Origin of the sequence: Gluconacetobacter entanii, assembly GCF_003206495.1 — a bacterium.
GTDB lineage: Bacteria > Pseudomonadota > Alphaproteobacteria > Acetobacterales > Acetobacteraceae > Novacetimonas > Novacetimonas entanii.
Genome location: NZ_NKUF01000002.1, coordinates 138,588 through 156,393, shown reverse-complemented (window position 1 = coordinate 156,393; position 17,806 = coordinate 138,588). Strand labels below are relative to the sequence as shown.

Sequence of the window (17,806 nt, the reverse complement as noted above, 5' to 3'; positions counted from 1 at the left end):
GGGCGCGCTCAGAAATCGAGGTCGGCGTAATGGGCGGGCGGCGTCATCCCGCTGACACGGTCCTGCAGCAGGGAGCGAAAGCACGGCCTGCTCTTGATCCGGGCGTACCAGTCCTTGGCCGCAGGTGCCGTGTCCCATGCGATATCGTCGATGAAATCGAGGCACGATAGATGGGCGGCGGCCGCGAAATCCGCAAGCGAGAGCATGTTGCCCGCCATCCACTGCCGCGTTTCCGCCAGCCAGTCGATATAGGACAGGTGAAAGCGGATATTGGCATATCCCGCCCGCAGCGCGCCGCCATCGGGATTGCCCCGGCCGGAGATGCGCTTCATCACCTTTTCATTGAGCAGGTTGCGCGTCACCTCGCTGCCGAATTTTTCGTCGAACCAGACGACAAGCCGCCGCACTTCCACCCGTTCGGCCAGCGTGCGCCCCAGAAGCGGCGTGTCGGGATAGGCTTCCTCCAGGTATTCGCAGATCACCCACGAATCGGGGATCGCAAGGCCCGTCTCCTCCACCAGCATCGGCACGGTGCCGGCAGGGTTCAGCGCAAGGTAATCAGGGCGGCGTTCCCATACCCGTTCCATCTTCAGTTCGAACGGCAACCGCTTCTCTCCCAGCGCAAGGCGCACCTTGCGGGAATAGGGTGAAAGGGGGAGGTGATAGAGGATACGCATGCATCCGCTTTATTGCATCGCGCCACCCTTAGCCAAGCCTTCATGTCAACAAAACCGCATTGCATCGCGCGCCGGCATGCCAAAGGGCTACTGGCCGTGGCATCGGGCATCTTTTTCTGGCACATTGGCGGCATGCCCATGATACCGGTCGGGTCGCAGGCAGACGAATCCCAGGCAGACGAAGGCTGTAACCACTTGTCCGACGAATTGCGTTCCCTTCCGAAAATCCGCGCGCGTGGCCGCTCCTTCCTGGCGCTGGTGCTGTCACCCGAACCCGGCCTGTCCGACTGGATGGCCGGACTGGATGCGCAGATCGCCCGTTCCGCCGCCTTTTTCGCCAGCAAGCCGGTCATCCTCGACCTCTCCCTGCTCGGCCCGGACGAACCCGGCCTGGGCAAGCTGTATCCAGCGCTGCTCGAACGGGGCATCCGCATCATCGCGATCGAGGGCGCCGATCCCACCACGCCCGCCATCGCCCACTGGCAATGGCCGGCGGGGCTGGAGGGGGGACGTGCGTCGGGCGCCGTGGACATTCCCGACGACCACGTCCCCGTCCCGGAACGGATACAGGGATCATCGCTGATCTTCGAACAGCCGATCCGTTCGGGGCAGACGATCGTGAACCCCGATGGCGACATCATCATCATCGGGTCGGTCGGGTCGGGGGCGGAAGTCACCGCCGCAGGGTCGATCCATGTCTATGGCGCGCTGCGCGGGCGGGCGATCGCGGGCATGAACGGGCAGCCCGAAGCCCGCATCTTCGCCCATGACATGCGCGCGGAACTTCTGGCGATCGATGGATATTATATGACCGCCGAGGATATCGACCCCCGATTTTCCGGCAACCCGTCACAGGCCATGCTCAATAATGACACAATCGTGGTGCAGCCACTCAGCCTGCGGACGGCGGCACCCTCAAGAAGATGAATTCAAGATACATTTTTCATCGTCGCAGCGGTTGCATCCCCCCCTGCCGCGCCCTTACTCTTAACAACCATATTTCAACCGTTATGGCCTATACCTCCCCGGGCCGCGGACGGAAATGACAGGACAAGGAAGAACTAGAATGGCGAAAGTGCTGGTCGTCACCTCCGGAAAGGGCGGGGTCGGCAAGACAACGTCCACCGCGGCACTGGGCGCGGCGCTGGCACAGACGGGGCAGAACGTGGTCGTGGTCGATTTCGATGTCGGCCTGCGTAACCTCGACCTTGTCATGGGCGCGGAACGCCGGGTCGTGTACGACCTGATCAATGTCATCCAGGGCGAAGCGAAGCTGTCGCAGGCGCTGATCCGTGACAAGCGCGTCGAAACCCTGTCGATCCTGCCCGCGTCGCAGACCCGCGACAAGGACGCCCTGACGGCCGAAGGCGTCGCCAAAGTGATCGGCGAACTGCGTGAAAAGTTCGACTGGATCATCTGCGACAGCCCTGCGGGCATCGAACGCGGCGCGCAACTGGCGATGTACCATGCGGATTACGCCGTCGTCGTCGCCAATCCCGAGGTATCGTCCGTGCGCGACAGCGACCGCATCATCGGCATGCTCGACAGCACGACTGAAAAGGCCAAGGGCGGCGGCAAGATCGAGAAATACCTGCTGGTGACACGTTATGACCCCGGCCGTGCCTCACGCGGGGAAATGCTGCGTACCGAAGACGTGCTTGAAATCCTGTCGATTCCGCTGCTGGGGATCATCCCCGAAAGCGAAGAAGTCCTGCGCGCGTCGAACCTCGGTTCGCCCGTCACGATTTCCAGCCCGCAAAGCCCGCCCGCCCGCGCCTATTTCGAGGCGGCGCGCAGGCTGGAAGGCGAAAAGATCGACGTCACCATACCAACTGAACGTAGCGGCCTGTTCGGGTGGCTGTTCAAGGGAAGATCCTGATCATGGGCCTGCTTGATACACTTTTCGGTCGCAACCGCAGTTCCGCGCCCGTCGCGCGTGACCGGTTGCAGATCCTGCTGGCGCACGAACGCGCCGGCACGGACGGGCAGGAATCCGAACTGCTCAACACCCTCCATAGCGAGATCCTCGAGGTCATAAAGAAACATATCCCCGTCGATCAGGACAAGGTCCAGATCAAGGTGGATCGGGGGACATCGGTTTCGATGCTGGAAATCGACATCGAAGTGCCCGCCCTCGAAAAAAAGAAACTGCGCGAGGGCCGATAATGCAAAAACGGGGCGATCGCCGTGGCGATGCCCCGTTTTTCATTTTCTATGTGCGGGCCACACCCAAAAACAATTCTTCGATAAATAGATAAACGTTTCCGGGTGCCGCCTTTTTAAAAAAGGCGGCGTCTTTCGAAGCTTTTTGAAAAAAGCTTCACCAAAAACTTTTAAATGTTTTCCATCATTTTTGGGGAATGGCGAGGTCCGGCCTTACGCCAGCATCGGTTCGATCCAGATCCGCGCATTGTTGAAATCCCGCGTGATCGCCTCACGCGCCGCCTGCGGGTCACGCGCGCGCAGCGCATCAATCAGTGCGGCGTGAGGATGAACATCCCCCATGCTGCGCATGCTTGGCATCGGGCGCGACAGGGCATAAAGCGGGCCAATACGCACCCACAGGTTACGCAGGATATTGGCCGTCAGCGGCAGGTCCGCCAGTGCCGCGATCGTGGTGTGGAAATCCGCGTTCAGGGCGGCAACCGCCCCGTCATCACGAATGGCCAGCGCATCGACGAACTGGCGATGCAGCATGGCAAGCGTCTCGATCCCGTGCGCGCTGGCCTTCAGGGCCGCGGCCTCCGCCAGCCTTACCTCAAGGTCGGAACGCAGGGCATGGATTTCCGCGAAATTACGGCGTGTCATCGCCGGCACGACAGCCGTATTGCGGTCATTGAGTTCCAGCGCATGTTCGGACACCAGACGCAGCAGCGCCTCACGCACGGGGGTCGGGCTCAGGCCAAGTTCGGCAGCAAGGGGACGCAGGACAAGACGTTCGCCCGCGCGGTAGCGACTGCGGATCAGGCCACGCCGGACATGTTCATAGGCATCAACGCTGAGGACACGTCGGGGGGGCTTGCTGTTCTGGTCCGTGATATCCGCCACCATACTGCTATCTTATCCTTCGTACAAATATATCTTATTAATCCGTATAAATAATGATCTCCCCGCAGATGGCAACTTGTACTGTGTGTCAGTTGCATTTTTTATGCATATTTCATTTAAATGACACACGACTACAGCCTAGGGTTGATAATCCAGCCCGATATCCATCGCCCTGACACTGTGGGTCAACCATCCCATCGAAATCAGGTCGATCCCTGTCGCGGCGATCGTGGCGGCCGTTTCCGGCGTAACCCCGCCTGAGGCCTCGGCCACGGCGCGGTGGTCGATCATGCTGACCGCCTTGCGCAACTGCTCCGGCGTCATGTTGTCAAGCAGGAAGACATCCACCCCCCCGACCTCAAGCCCCTCGGCCAACTGTTCCAGTGTATCGACTTCCAGTTCGATACTGACCAGATGCCCTGCCGCCGCCCGCGCCCGCGTCAGGGCGGGACGGATGCCCCCCGCGATCGCAAGGTGGTTGTCCTTGATCAGGATCGCATCATCCAGCCCGAAACGGTGGTTGGCGCCACCGCCCGCGCGCACGGCGTATTTCTGGATCGCGCGCATGCCCGGCATGGTCTTGCGCGTACAACTGACCTTGACGCCAAAAGGTTCCACCGCCGCCGCCACCTGCGCCGTCGCGGTGGCGATGCCACACAGGTGCGACAGGAAATTCAGCGCAACCCGTTCTCCCGACAGGATGCCACGCGCCGGACCGCGCACACTTGCGATCACCTGTCCGGGGGTGACATGGGTGCCATCAGGGGCCGCGACCGTGAATTCGATGCTCGGGTCCATCAGGGTGAAGGCCAGGCGCGCCATGTCCAGTCCCGCAACAACCCCGGCCTGCCGGGCGGACAGCACCGCATGGGCGGACGGATTGCCCTCCCCCAGCGTCACATCGGTGGTCAGGTCGCCACCACGGCCCAGATCCTCCATCAGGCCCGCGCGTACCAGCGGTTCAAGCATCAGGTCAGGCAGGGGGCGGATCGATGGGGAACGGATCGTCATGCGATCACTCCGTTATCAGGGGATAATGTCATCTTGCCGGCCTGCGCCATGATCGGCGCGATCGCATCACGCACCGCGCCAAGCGTCAGGCGCGACGGCACGGCCTCATGGGCGGTCCCGGGAAAATCGGCGCGGAAATGACCGCCACGGCTTTCCCTGCGCTGCTGGGCCGCAAGCACCACCATGGCGGCGACAAGGGCCGCATCATCATGTTCCATCCGTGACGCAAACCGCCACAGTGTTTCATGCAGTTCGTCATGCGTGCGCACCACACCCGCGCCACGGGCCATGACGCGACGCAGGGCCTCGCTCGGGGCAGGCGTGAGGGGGGGCGCGACACCATCTTCCCCCGGCGGGGCGGTGCGGGCCAGCGACAGGCCCGACAGGTCACGGGCGACCCATGTGCCGAACGACACGGCCTCCAGCAGGGAATTGCTGGCAAGGCGGTTCGCCCCGTGCAGGCCGGTGCAGGACACCTCCCCGCAGGCCCACAGGCCGGGCACGCCGGTACGCCCGCGACCGTCCACCACGACCCCGCCCATATGGTAATGGGCGGCGGGCCGCACCGGGATCGGCTGCCGGGCGGGGTCGATCCCCTGCGCACGGCACAGCGCGTCGATGGCGGGAAAGCGGGTGGCGAAACGCGCACCAAGCACCTGCCGCGCATCAAGGAAGACATGGTGGCCTGCCCGCATGTGCCGCCACACCGCGCGCGAGACGATGTCGCGTGCAGCCAGTTCCTCGGTAAAGCGGTCACCATTCTCATCCACCAGCACGGCACCTTCGCCACGCACGGCCTCGCTGATGAGCGGCATCGGACCGGCCACATGACGGGCGGCAAGGGCCGTGGGATGGAACTGCACGAACTCAAGGTTGCCCAGGACCGCGCCTGCGCGCGCGGCCAGCGCCAGTCCCTGCCCGCAGGATCCCAGCGGGTTGGTCGTATCGCCAAACAGGCCGCCGATCCCCCCCGTGGCCAGCACCACGGCGGGCGCGGGCCATGTGATGTCACGTCCCATCACGCTGGCGCGCAGGCCGGTTACGGCCCCGTCATGGGTCAGGAGCGCCTGCACGCGGGCATTTTCAAGGACGGTGATGCGCGGGGTTGCGCACACACGCGCCACCAGTGCCTCCATAATCGCGGCCCCGGACGCATCACCCCGCGCATGCACGATGCGATGGCGGCAGTGCGCGGCCTCCAGCCCCAGTTTCAGCGTGCCGTCGGCTGCACGGTCGAAATGCACCCCGAACGCCGAAAGGCGCGCAATGGCGTCCGGCCCGTCGGCGGTCACACGGTCCACGATGGCGGGATCACACAGCCCCGCCCCGGCGGCCAGCGTATCGGCCGCATGCAGCGCGGGCGTGTCATCCGCCCCCACCGCGGCGGCAATCCCGCCCTGCGCCAGCATGCTCGACGCCATTGCGGGACGCGCGGCGGCCAGTGGCCCGGCCGAGAGCAGCACGCATGGCCCCTCAAGCATCAGCGCCGTCATCACCCCGGCCAGTCCGCCGCCGACAATGACGGGTTGCCCGGCAAGGGCGCGCAGGCTTTCGCCGGTCATATCGCCAGCATGCGTTCGACCGCACGCCGCCCGCGTGCCGCCAGCGCCGGGTCGATCGTCACCTCATGCGTCATGGTCTCCAGCGCGTGGCGCAGGCCCGACAGGGTGATGCGCTTCATGTGCGGGCACATGTTGCACGGGCGGACGAAATCGATCTTCGGATGCAAAAGGGCGAGGTTGTCGCTCATGGAGCATTCGGTCACCAGCAGCACCTTGCCGCCGTCATGGGCCTGCACGTAATCGCTCATCATCGCGGTGGAGCCGGAAAAATCCGACACCGCGACGACTTCGGGCGGGCATTCCGGATGCGCCAGCACCACCACGCCGGGATTGTCCTCGCGCATGCGGGTGATTTCCTGCGGGGTGAAGCGTTCATGCACCTCGCAATGGCCGGGCCACGTGATCATCTGGATGCCGGTCTCCGACTCGATATTGCGGGCGAGGAATTCGTCGGGGATCATGATGACCCGGTCCGTGCCAAGGCTTTCGACCACACGCTTCGCATTGCCCGAGGTGCAGCAGATGTCGCTTTCGGCCTTCACCTCCGCCGAGGTGTTGACGTAGGTCACGACGGGCACGCCGGGATGGCGTTCACGCAGAAGGCGCACATCGGCCGCCGTGATGGAATCCGCCAGCGAACATCCTGCCCGCATGTCGGGGATCAGCACGGTACTGTCGGGATTGAGCATCTTCGCCGTCTCGGCCATGAAATGCACGCCCGCCATGACGATGACATCGGCGCTGGCCTCCTGCGCTTCCCGCGCGAGGGCGAGGCTGTCGCCACGGATGTCGGCAACGCAGTGGAAGATTTCCGGCGTCTGGTAATTATGCGCCAGGATGATCGCGTTGCGCTGCTGCTTGAGTTCCTCGATGGCGCGGATGTCGTCAAGGAACGTCGCCCACTCCATCTCGGGGACCAGATGGCGCACGCGGTCATAAAGCCGGTCAGCCGCTTGCCGGGGACCCAGTTGATTCATGATTGCCCTCCTCGCCGGTGGCCCCAGATTTCTTTATACTCAATTTGAGTATAAGTGAGGCACGATCATCCGGCCGGACACTTCCAACGTGAAACCCCGCCTGTGTCAATCAGGATTTTCGTGATCCTGTCCCTGCATCCATCCCGAAGGCGGGGGCGTTCAGCCTGAATGTACGATCGGCAGCTTGCTTCCCGCGAACTGCCGCGCCCGCCGCACCTCGCCACAGAAACGGAACAGGCGGGCGGGCCTGCCGCCGGTCTTTTCGTCAATCCTGCCTGTTTCCTCAATAAGTTGCTGCTGTGTCACCAGCCTGCGGAAATTCTGCTTGTGCACATGGCATCCCGCCAGGCTTTCGACCGTGCGCTGCAACTGGAACAGGGTGAACTCCTCGGGCATCAGTTCGAACACGACTGGGCGGTAACGTATCCTTGCACGCAGGCGCGCCATGGCCGTTGCCAATATGCGACGGTGGTCACGGTGCATGTACCGGCCGGGAATCGCCTGCACGGGGGGGCATCCGGCTTCGGCCACCAGGGTCGCCTCATACAGCAGTTCATAGCGCTGCAGCACGAGTTCATCATCCCACGCGCCGCCATCACCGATGGCGAACAGCGCCATGCAGCGCTGCCACTGGCGCATCCGCGTCTCGATATCCGCCATGCCCGCCACCCACGCGCACAGGCGGCGTTCGATCAGGTCCGTGACCTCCTGCGTCGTGTTGCTGGTGCGGTCCTCCCACGGGAAATAGTCGTACCAGTCCCGCCACCCCGTCTCCCGCGCGTGGCTGCGGGTCAGGGCGAGGTAGGAGATGGAGATGCTGCGGCCCTGTTCGGGATGCAGGGCACGGTCATGGTCGGCAAAGGTATAAAGCTGTTCCACATGGCCGATGGGATGGCCGGTCTGCTGCTCCACCCATGAACGCACGCCCGCCTGCAGGGAACGGTGGCCGCTTTCCAGCGGGCCGGAGGGCAGCAGGCGGCCATCGTCGATCGTCATCACCTGCGGCACGCCGTCACGCACCGCCGTCAGCACCGCGATCAGTTCCGTCACCACATGCGACATCATGCCATCCGCGCCCATCATGCCCCCATCATGCCCCGGTGTAACGTCCGGCGTACTGCCCCTGCCGTACTGCCCTGCCGTGCAGGACGTGCCGTATCACATGCCCATGTATAATGTGCCGGTGTGTTTCGCATGCAACCGTCATGCCCCTCCCCCGTTATGACAGGCACAATCCGCCACGAACGCCACAGGCGCGGGTCTTTCCCGATGCGTGCCCGTTCATGATCCGAAAGGAGCACCGGAATGGCGAAAGCCGCTGAAAACACATTCCTGACCGACGTGCAGACCCTGCGCGCCCGTGCGAAGGCCTCCATCGAACAGGGGGCGCTGACCCCTGCCTATCAGGGGAACGTCAAGACGGCCATCGACCTGCTGCAGACGGTTGTCGCGACGGAACTTGTCTGTGTCCTGCGCTATACCATGCATTCGATTTCCGTCGAAGGCATCACCAGTGAAAGCGTGGCCGCCGAATTCGCGACCCACGCCAAGGAAGAGCGCGCGCATATGATGTGGGCCGCCGAACGCATCGACCAGTTGGGCGGCGTGCCCAACCTGTCACCAGAAGGGCTGGCCACCCGTTCAGCCAGCGAATATGGCGCGGGCGGCAACCTGGTGGAAATGGTGCGCCAGAACCTCGTGGCCGAACGCCTCGTGATCGAGCATTACCGCGAACTGATCCGCTATTTCGCGGACCATGACCCGACCACGCGCATCATGCTTGAAAAGATCCTCGCCGAAGAAGAGGAACACGCAACGGACATGCATGACCTGCTGGTCGCGCATGAAGGCACGCCGTTCCTGCCCTGATCCCTACGTTCGGCCATTTTTCCCTTTTTCGCGGCGCCTGCGTCCCCCGGCCATGTCCCGACATGGCCGGTTGCCCCTGCACGCCCGGTCCCTGCCCTTTTCCCGCACACCGGACGCATCAAGCGCCGCATGACAGCATCCGGCACGGTCGATGGCCCCCTGAACAGGGATGGCCTGACCGCCTGCCAAAACCGGACCAACCATTACGGAGACCCTGACATGACGGACGTCAGAACCTACGACCTGTTCATTGGTGGCGAATGGGTGCCCGCCACGACCGAGGAACGCGACACCATCCGCAACCCCGCAACGGGCGAGGCGCTGGCCAGCGTCGGCATCGCCAGCAAGGACGACGTCGATCGCGCCCTGCAGACCGCGCAGGACGCCTTTGGCACCTGGAGCCGCCTGATCGCCACCGACCGCGCGGACTACCTGTACAAGCTGATCGACCTGATCCGCCGGGACGAGGACAGGCTGGCGCGCATCATCACCAGCGAAAACGGCAAGCCCATCCGCGAGGCGAAAGTGGAGGTCAACTTCGCCATCCAGTTGATCCGCTTCGCTGCGGAAAATGCCCGCAGGCTGGAGGGTAACATCATCCCCGGCAGCCGCCCGGGCGAAAAGATCCTGATCGAGAAGATCCCCCATGGCGTCGTCGCCGGGATTTCGGCATGGAACTTCCCCCTTGCCCTGACGGCGCGCAAGCTTGGCCCGGCGCTGGCGGCGGGCAACACCTTCGTCATCAAGCCGCATGAACTGACGCCGTTGGCCACACTCGCGCTGGCGGAACTGTCGGTGGAAGCAGGCTTCCCCAAGGGCGTGTTCAACGTCGTCACCGGCGGCGGCCTGACGGTGGGCAACCAGCTTGTCACCAACCCGATCACCAAGCTGATCACCATGACCGGCAGCACGCCCGCAGGCCGCAAGATCATGGCGGCGGCGTCCGAAGGGCTGAAGGAAGTGCGGCTTGAACTGGGCGGCAAGGCCCCGTTCATCGTCATGGACGACGCGGATATCGAGGCCGCGGCGAACGCTGCCGTTGCTGCACGATTCATGAATTGCGGGCAGGTCTGCACCGCCAACGAACGCACCTATGTCCACCAGGCGGTCTATGACCAGTTCCTCGACCTGCTGCGCAGGAAGATCGCGGAAATCAAGGTCGGCAACCCGCTTGACGCGGATACAACCATGGGGCCGAAGATCAGCAAGGCGGAGATGGAAAAGGTCGATGACATGGTCCAGCGCGCCGTGGCGCAGGGTGCGAAGGTCGAGATCGGGGGCAAGGCCCTGACGGGTGGCATCTATGACACGGGCAATTTCTATGCGCCCACGCTGCTGACGAACGTGACGAACGAAATGGACATCACGCAGAACGAGGTGTTCGGCCCGGTCCTGTCGCTCATCAAGGTCGAGGACTTTGACGAGGCGCTGATGATGGCCAACAAGTCGCGCTATGGCCTGTCGGCCTATATGTTCACGCAGGACCTGAAAAAGATCATGCGCATGAGCAATGAACTGAATTTTGGCGAGATCTACGTCAACCGCGAAGGGGGCGAGGCCGCGCAGGGCTTCCACCATGGTTATGGCGACAGCGGCATCGGGGGCGAGGACGGTCAGTACGGCCTCGAAGCCTATGTCGATACCAAGACCATCTACCTCAATTACTGAGGCGGTTTTCGCATCGCGCGACCATGACAGGGGGCCTTCGGGCTCCCTGTTTTCGTATGAACCGACTGAAGTAAAAGAAGTTTTTGGTGAAGCTTCTTCCAAAAAGCTTCAAAGAACGCCGCCCTTTCAGATCAAAAGGCGGCACCCAAAAACTTTTAATATTTATCCAAAAACACGCACGCCCTCAGATCTGGCGCATCCAGACCGTGCTGACGCTGTGGCTTGGCCCCTTGCGCAGGATCAGGCGCGCGCGTTCGCGCGTGGGCAGGATGTTTTCCTCAAGGTTCGGCAGGTTGATGCGCCGCCAGATATCATGCGCCACCTTCTCCGCCTGTTCCGGGGTCAGGTCGCGGTAATGGTGGAAATATGACGTCGGCTTGCGAAAGGCGGTCTGCTGCAGCAACTGGAAACGCTGCACGTACCACCGTTCGATATCCTGCGTATCCGCGTCGAGATAGATGGAAAAGTCAAAGAAGTCCGACGCCATGAAGGGCTGTTCGGACGCGGTCTGCAGCACGTTCAGTCCCTCGAAGATCAGGATGTCCGGCTGGTCCACCACCTGATAGCGGTCGGGGATGATGTCATAGGCCTCGTGCGAATAGATGGGCACGTCGAGGTTACGCTCCCCCGCCTTGAGCGCGGCGAGGAAGGAGATCATCTGCCGCAGGTCATAGCTTTCGGGAAAGCCCTTGCGCGCCATCAGGTCACGCTCCTGCAGCACGCGCGTCGGCAGCAGGAAGCCGTCCGTCGTCACCAGCGACACGTTGGGATGGTCGGGCCAGCGCGACATCACCGCCTGCAGCAGGCGGGCGAACGTGCTCTTGCCCACGCCCACACTTCCGGCGATGCCGATGATGAAGGGCACCGTCCGGCGCGGCACGCCGAGGAAGGCGCTCTTGACCATGTTGTTGAGGCTGCGACTGGCAAGCACATGCAGGTTGAGCAGGCGCGACAGCGGCAGGTACACCTCCGCAATGTCTTCCAGAGAGACCGGTTCGTTATGGCCGCGCAGGGACGCGACCTCCGCCTCGTTCAGGGACTGGGGCACATTGGCGCGCAGGGCCGCCCATTCGGGGCGGGGGAAAATCATGTATGGCCGGGTCGCGCCATATGACGGGACCTGTGGCGTGTCGGGACTGTTACCCTTTCCACTCTCCAAGGGCCGCTCTCCTCCTGATGGTCGATCCGGGCACAGGTGCCCTTATCCACGCCGGGCGGCGTAACATCTTACCCTGCCCCGATCCAGAGCCACGGGCCCCAATTTCGCGTGTGCAGGCCCTGTATCGCATCCTACGGCCCCTACCTGATACAGTCGTGACAATTGTGACACGCCTACGCCCCCCTGTCTGGCGGCCCTGTTCGGGTGCGATACAGGGGCGTGCAAGACGGGTTTGCAGGACGGCCCGGGAGACACTGGCCCTGTTAAGTGCTGGTGATGAGCATCAGGGCCCTGCCCTGAAACCCGCCAAAGGGGATTGCCCTTTGGAAACCATGACTTATCAGTGAATTGAGGGGGTGAGAGGTCAGCGACCCCTTGAAAAATCGCCCTTCAACACGCAACGAGAACAGAGCCTGCCCCCTTCCGCATGATGGATCGTCCGATGTCCCCCACACTTTTCCCCTCCGCAGCACCAGATGCGTGGCACGACGAGACCGCACGCGCCGCATTGCGACGGATCTTCGACGCCGCCATCCACAGCGCGCAGCCAGCACGCGTGCTGGCGCGCCACCTGCCCCCGCCACCAGCGGGACGGTGCGTGGTGATCGGCGCGGGCAAGGCCGCCGCTGCCATGGCCGCGGCCCTGGAACAGGCATGGCCGGACGTGCCGCTGCGTGGGGTTGTGGTGACGCGCGACGGGCACATGGCCACGACATCGCGCATCCGGGTGATGGAAGCCGCCCATCCCGTCCCCGACAGCCGCAGCGAGGACGCGGCGCGCGCCATGCTTGACGAAGTGCGGGGCCTTGGGCCGGATGACCTTGTCATCGCCCTGATTTCCGGGGGTGGTTCGGCGCTGATGGAACTGCCCGCACCGGGCCTGACGCTGGAGGACATGCGCGCACTCAACCGCGCCCTGCTCCATTCGGGGGCGGATATCGGCGACATGAACCTGGTGCGCCGCCACCTGTCGCAGGTCAAGGGGGGACGCCTGGCCTGCGCCTGCGCGCCAGCGCCCGTGCTGACACTGGCCATCAGCGACGTGCCGGGGGATGACCCGCTGACCATCGCAAGCGGGCCGACCGTGCCGGACCCCACGACACCTGCCGATGCGCTCGCGGTGCTGCGCCGCCGCGACATCACCGTCCCGCCACAGGTCATCGACGCCCTGACACATCCTGCGCCCGCACGCATGCAGCCCAACCCGGACAATCGCTACATCCTGATTTCCACACCGCTGATGGCGCTGGAGGCCGCGGCAGACGAGGCACGCAGCCTTGGCCTGACGCCGCTGATCCTTGGCGATGCGCTGGAGGGAGAAAGCCGGGAAGCCGCGATCATCATGGCTGGCATCGCGCAGTCCGCGCGTCACCACGGCATGCCGGTGGCGGGGCCTGCCGTGCTGCTGTCGGGTGGGGAGACGACCGTCAGCATCCGCCCGGCCGATGGCCCACCCGGGCGCGGCGGCCGCAATACGGAATTCCTGCTCTCCCTCGCCCTTGCGTTGCGGGGACAGGACGGGATCTGGGCCATCGCGGGGGACAGCGACGGCATCGACGGGACCGAGGACGCGGCAGGTGCGCTCATCACGCCCGATACGCTGTCACGCGCCCGCGCGCTGGGACTGGACCCGCGGGAGTTCCTGCGCCGCCATGACAGCTACGGCCTGTTTGACGCCACGGGAGACCTGATCCGCACCGGCCCGACGCTGACGAACGTCAACGACATCCGTGCAATCATGGTGCTGTAGGGGATTCGAAAAATCATTGATAAAATAAAAAGTTTTTGGTGAAGCTTTTTTCAAAAAGCTTCAAGGAACGCCGCCTTTTTGAAAAAAGGCGGCACCCAAAAACTTTTAATCATTCTTCCCGGACAGACGGGTCAGTTCGCATTGCCCCCATGCGGCTTGCCGTAACTGACCTGCGTGTCAGGCACGACGAAGTGCTTGGGATCTTCCTGATTCTGGGAATCATCGTCATCCCCCGCCTGCGACGGGTCGTAGCCGGAGGAGATCATCTGCATCGCCGCCGCGTCGGGCATGGGGTGATAGGCCTCGGTCGCGGCGTCGGGGTCCGGGTCGATGCGCGGCAACTGCCGCACATGCCCGGCGGCGGAGGCATGGGCCGGGCCTGGCACCGTGGTCCCGTTGGCGCGATGCCCGCCAATGGGGGGCATCGCCTCATCAACATCCACGGGATCGGTGGGGTCGCCATGCATCGTATCGGCGCACGACGCCAGGCACAGCAAAAGCCCGATCATGACAAGACGCGGTTTCATGCGCGCACAGTATCATCCCGCGCCACGGCACAAAGCCCGATTATTGCATATCCTGCCGTCACGCCATGGTGACGGCAGAAGACGTCCATGCGGGCGGGTGCGTCATTCCGCCTCATCTTCGGGATCGACCAGCATGGCTTCGGCCACCACGCCCGCCTGCTCACGCACGCGGCGTTCGATGTCGGCGGCCATTTCGGGATGCTCACGCAGGAACTGCTTGGCGTTTTCACGCCCCTGCCCGATGCGCTGGCTGTCGCAGGAGAACCACGCCCCGGACTTTTCCACAATCCCGGCCTTTACGCCAAGGTCGATCAGTTCGCCCATCTTGCTGATGCCTTCGCCATACATGATGTCGAATTCCACCTGCCGGAAGGGCGGCGCCATCTTGTTCTTGACCACCTTGACGCGGGTCTGGTTGCCCACGACCTCGTCCTTGTCCTTGATGGAGCCGATGCGGCGGATGTCCATGCGCACCGAGGCATAGAATTTCAGCGCATTGCCGCCCGTCGTCGTCTCCGGGCTGCCGAACATGACGCCGATCTTCAGGCGGATCTGGTTGAGGAAGATCATCATGGTGTTCGAACGCGACACCGATCCCGTCAGCTTGCGCAGCGCCTGGCTCATCAGGCGGGCATGCAGGCCGACATGGCTGTCGCCCATGTCGCCCTCAAGTTCCGCGCGTGGGACAAGGGCGGCCACACTGTCGATCACCAGCACGTCGATCGCCCCCGAACGCACCAGCGTATCGGCAATCTCCAGCGCCTGTTCGCCGGCGTCAGGCTGGCTGATGAGGAGGTTGTCCACATCCACCCCAAGCTTGCGCGCATAGCCGGGATCAAGCGCGTGCTCCGCGTCGATGAAGGCGCAGGTGCCGCCCTTTTTCTGCGCCTCCGCAATGGCGTGGAGCGCCATGGTCGTCTTGCCCGAACTTTCGGGGCCATAGATTTCCACGATACGCCCGCGCGGCAGGCCACCGATGCCAAGGCCGATATCAAGGCCAAGCGAGCCGGTGGAGATCACATCGACCTCCGCCTTGGGCCGTTCGCCCATGCGCATGATCGATCCCTTGCCGAATGCGCGTTCGATCTGGCTCAGCGCACCTTCGAGAGCCTTGCCTTTGTCAATACCCGGAGCCTGTGCCATGGCCTGCTTACCTTTTCGACGAAGCTGTGTTTCGCGCATTCCATGTTCCTGTCTGTGGGTCAACACAGGATCCGCCGGACGGGATGGACGTGTCCGGGGGCTTTCCACATGGAAGCGGCCTTGCTGCTTCCTATATGGAACAAAACAAGATCATTTACAACCTTGCCCCTGTCATTTGCCGTATCATTTCTCCCGCCCCGACATGACGCGGGAGGTCACGCCTCACCGTGGCCCGACCGCAAGGCCGGTTTCACGCGGGTCCGAACCGGCGACGCATGCCGCGCCATCACCGGGCAGGCCACGGGGACAGACGATGGCGTTGACGCGCCCTTCGGCCGTGACCGCGCGCGATGCGGGCGCCTGCCCGGACAGGACAAGCTTCATCTCCTCCGCCACGGCGGCGGCGGCATCGTTCTGGCCCGACCCGGCCACGGCGGCGCGGAAGGCATGGCCGTCACTGGCGATCGCGGCAGACAGCAGCGCTGCGGGCATGCGCGCGGGTGACGCCGCAAGCACGATGCCTGTATTGCCCGCGATGCGTCCCGTGCCGAACAGGTTGTTCATCGTCAGGCTGCACGCCACGGCCATCCCGGCATGGTCCACCACGGCAAAGGAGGTCGAGGCCGGAAGCGGCGGCAGCATGCCACTGCCCGGCGTGCCGGAATCAAGGACGGCCTGCGCGCGGGCGGTCTGGTCATCATTGGTCAGTTTGCCCTGCGTATCCCCGCCACGCGCGCGCCATGCGGCGACGGCCCCCTGTGACAGGGCCTCGGGGTTGCCCTGCCCGGCCAGCAGCGCGCGGAAGGCAACGGCGCTGCCGAGGCCACCATCGGCGGGGGGCGGCAGGAACGCGACCGTCAGGCCGCCTGCGGCACTGACCCGCAGCGGCAGGCGTTCGGAGGGGATGGCCGCGCGCAGGTCGCTGGTCTGCAACCCGCCGCCCGCGGCCTGGCTGCCTGCGGTGAAGGACTGCGCCAGCGCGCCGTTATACATGTCGCCCACGCCCATGCTGCGGATCTGGTCCAGCACGCCGGACAGGTGCGTCTGCACCAGTGCGTCCCCTTCGACCAGGGCCGTGCCGTCGGTGCGACTGAAGATCGCGCGCATGCCCGGATCCGCCAGCAGAGGTCCCTGCACGGTGGCAAGATCACTTGCCAACTGGTGGCTGACATTGACGCCATTGACCGCAAGCGACATCGCATCAGGCAGGATTTCGGCGAAGGAGGTGGTGCCATATTGCAGGTGCATCAGGTACATCCCGCGCGCCAGCATCGGGACCGCCGCGGGACGATCCGCATGGGGCGCGCCGGGGATGCCATCGGTGGTGCCCCCGCGCGGGGTGAAGATGAAGGCGCGGCCCCCTTCATTATCGCCGGGGCGGTAGGCAAGGCACGCCCCGCCCGATCCCATCGACGCGCGGGACGGCAGCGTCACCGCCAGCGCCATGCCCATTGCCGCCGCCGCATCGGCCGCATTGCCACCACGCGAAAGGATATCGCGCCCGACCATGGCGGCCTGTGGTTCATCGGCGGCCACGGTCCCGATCAGCGCACCGGGCGACGGGCCGAACATGTGGGTGACAAGGTGCATGGGCGAGGAATGGCCACATCCGGCGACGGAAACCGCAAGCATTGCCGACAACGCGACCCGGACGGACCTGCGCGCAAAGGAATTCATGGAATGCTCTGGCACGCGTCTTCTTCTCCATTTGACCACAACAGCATATGCCCCGCCAGCCATGGCATCGACACACCGGCATTCCGCCATTAGCGGTCTTGCGCGCAGGGGGCAAGCGGCCTTTTGCACCACTGCCACCACGGGCGCGGCGACATGAGAGCGCCCCCCGGCAGGCTGTTGCATGGATTTTCCATACCCCGGTTCCATGGACAGAAAACTGATGGAAAAGGCTTTTTCCAGACCATGTCCCCTGCTGGTGCCCGGCCGGCAGGGGAACTGCGGATCATTGCGCAAATATAGTGAACATGGGTGCCGACCACGCGAAAGACGGGATAACGAGGATATGGTCAGGGCATGTACCATGGATACGCCATGGGTATGCATGATCTGGTCACATCATGGCCGGACACAGGCCAAAGCGTAGGACAGGAAGAAAAACAATTCCCTAGAATATCTCATATTCTTTTTCGTTTAAGTTCGGTGAAAATTCAATCAGGCATACAACACGCAATCATGCCGGGATTCATAAATGAAATCGTTTCAATTTATTCGGGATAAGTATATAAATTAAAATAACATAATTTTAAATGCAGTTTCAATAATATATGCGGACATAAAATCACATTGAATTATTTTATATGAAAAAACAATTTCTATTTTCAGATAATAACTTAAAAAGTCTACCTATTTATTGAGTAAATAATACACAATTATCCGCACCCACAAATGGGAAAATAC

At 63.3% G+C, this 17,806-nt stretch carries 16 protein-coding genes; 6 read left to right on the top strand and 10 right to left on the bottom strand.

Going from position 1 to position 17,806, the window contains the following annotated elements:
- Positions 1-8: 8 nt before the first annotated feature.
- The gene (gene fzlA, locus CFR72_RS01715) at positions 9-677 is read right to left on the bottom strand and encodes an FtsZ-binding protein FzlA (protein WP_110912331.1); all 669 of its coding nucleotides are present in this window, start codon (positions 675-677) and stop codon (positions 9-11) included.
- Between the two features lie 195 nt (positions 678-872).
- Here fzlA and minC point away from each other — a divergent pair, with 195 nt between their 5' ends.
- From minC to minE, 3 genes are all read left to right on the top strand, one after another.
- Positions 873-1,604 carry a septum site-determining protein MinC gene (minC, locus tag CFR72_RS01710; RefSeq protein WP_110912397.1) on the top strand — a complete coding sequence of 244 codons (732 nt, stop codon included), beginning with the start codon at positions 873-875 and terminating at the stop codon, positions 1,602-1,604.
- A 139-nt stretch (positions 1,605-1,743) separates the two neighbouring features.
- Complete coding sequence (minD, locus tag CFR72_RS01705) at positions 1,744-2,556, top strand: septum site-determining protein MinD (protein WP_110094512.1); 813 nt, start codon at positions 1,744-1,746, stop codon at positions 2,554-2,556.
- Between the two features lie 2 nt (positions 2,557-2,558).
- Positions 2,559-2,843, top strand: coding sequence for a cell division topological specificity factor MinE (minE, locus tag CFR72_RS01700; protein ID WP_110912330.1), 285 nt, complete (start codon positions 2,559-2,561; stop codon positions 2,841-2,843).
- A 210-nt stretch (positions 2,844-3,053) separates the two neighbouring features.
- Here minE and CFR72_RS01695 read toward each other — a convergent pair whose 3' ends face one another.
- The 5 genes from CFR72_RS01695 to CFR72_RS01675 all read right to left on the bottom strand — a co-directional run bounded on the left by CFR72_RS01695 (position 3,054) and on the right by CFR72_RS01675 (position 8,358).
- Positions 3,054-3,728 (bottom strand): GntR family transcriptional regulator, encoded by a 675-nt coding sequence (locus CFR72_RS01695; protein ID WP_110912329.1) that lies wholly within the window; start codon positions 3,726-3,728, stop codon positions 3,054-3,056.
- Between the two features lie 135 nt (positions 3,729-3,863).
- Positions 3,864-4,736, bottom strand: a complete 873-nt coding sequence (nadC, locus tag CFR72_RS01690; protein WP_110912328.1) for a carboxylating nicotinate-nucleotide diphosphorylase — start codon at positions 4,734-4,736, stop codon at positions 3,864-3,866.
- Positions 4,733-6,298 (bottom strand): L-aspartate oxidase, encoded by a 1,566-nt coding sequence (locus CFR72_RS01685; protein WP_110912327.1) that lies wholly within the window; start codon positions 6,296-6,298, stop codon positions 4,733-4,735. The genes nadC and CFR72_RS01685 overlap by 4 nt, the downstream gene beginning before the upstream one ends.
- Positions 6,295-7,275, bottom strand: coding sequence for a quinolinate synthase NadA (gene nadA, locus CFR72_RS01680; protein WP_110912326.1), 981 nt, complete (start codon positions 7,273-7,275; stop codon positions 6,295-6,297). The genes CFR72_RS01685 and nadA overlap by 4 nt, the downstream gene beginning before the upstream one ends.
- A 159-nt stretch (positions 7,276-7,434) precedes the next feature.
- Entirely contained in the window at positions 7,435-8,358 is a 924-nt protein-coding gene (locus CFR72_RS01675; protein ID WP_227744574.1) for an NUDIX hydrolase, read from the bottom strand.
- Between the two features lie 222 nt (positions 8,359-8,580).
- Between CFR72_RS01675 and CFR72_RS01670 the strand changes: the two genes are divergently transcribed.
- A complete protein-coding gene (locus CFR72_RS01670; protein ID WP_110912325.1) occupies positions 8,581-9,144 on the top strand; it encodes a ferritin-like domain-containing protein in 564 nt (187 codons plus the stop codon).
- A 219-nt stretch (positions 9,145-9,363) separates the two neighbouring features.
- Positions 9,364-10,812 carry an aldehyde dehydrogenase gene (aldA, locus tag CFR72_RS01665; RefSeq protein ID WP_110912395.1) on the top strand — a complete coding sequence of 483 codons (1,449 nt, stop codon included), beginning with the start codon at positions 9,364-9,366 and terminating at the stop codon, positions 10,810-10,812.
- Between the two features lie 184 nt (positions 10,813-10,996).
- On the opposite strand, the gene coaA is transcribed toward aldA, so the two are convergent.
- On the bottom strand, positions 10,997-11,971 hold the full coding sequence (coaA, locus tag CFR72_RS01660) for a type I pantothenate kinase (protein ID WP_110912324.1): 975 nt from the start codon (positions 11,969-11,971) through the stop codon (positions 10,997-10,999).
- Positions 11,972-12,413: 442 nt separating this feature from the next.
- Here coaA and CFR72_RS01655 point away from each other — a divergent pair, with 442 nt between their 5' ends.
- On the top strand, positions 12,414-13,721 hold the full coding sequence (locus tag CFR72_RS01655; protein ID WP_208629936.1) for a glycerate kinase type-2 family protein: 1,308 nt from the start codon (positions 12,414-12,416) through the stop codon (positions 13,719-13,721).
- 131 nt (positions 13,722-13,852) lie between these two features.
- Here CFR72_RS01655 and CFR72_RS01650 read toward each other — a convergent pair whose 3' ends face one another.
- From CFR72_RS01650 to CFR72_RS01640, 3 genes are all read right to left on the bottom strand, one after another.
- Complete coding sequence (locus CFR72_RS01650; protein WP_227744576.1) at positions 13,853-14,248, bottom strand: hypothetical protein; 396 nt, start codon at positions 14,246-14,248, stop codon at positions 13,853-13,855.
- Between the two features lie 102 nt (positions 14,249-14,350).
- Positions 14,351-15,391: a recombinase RecA gene (gene recA, locus CFR72_RS01645; protein WP_110094523.1), complete on the bottom strand. Its 1,041-nt coding sequence runs from the start codon at positions 15,389-15,391 to the stop codon at positions 14,351-14,353.
- 222 nt (positions 15,392-15,613) lie between these two features.
- Positions 15,614-17,023, bottom strand: a complete 1,410-nt coding sequence (locus tag CFR72_RS01640) for a gamma-glutamyltransferase (RefSeq protein WP_193713955.1) — start codon at positions 17,021-17,023, stop codon at positions 15,614-15,616.
- Between the last annotated feature and the right edge of the window lie 783 nt (positions 17,024-17,806).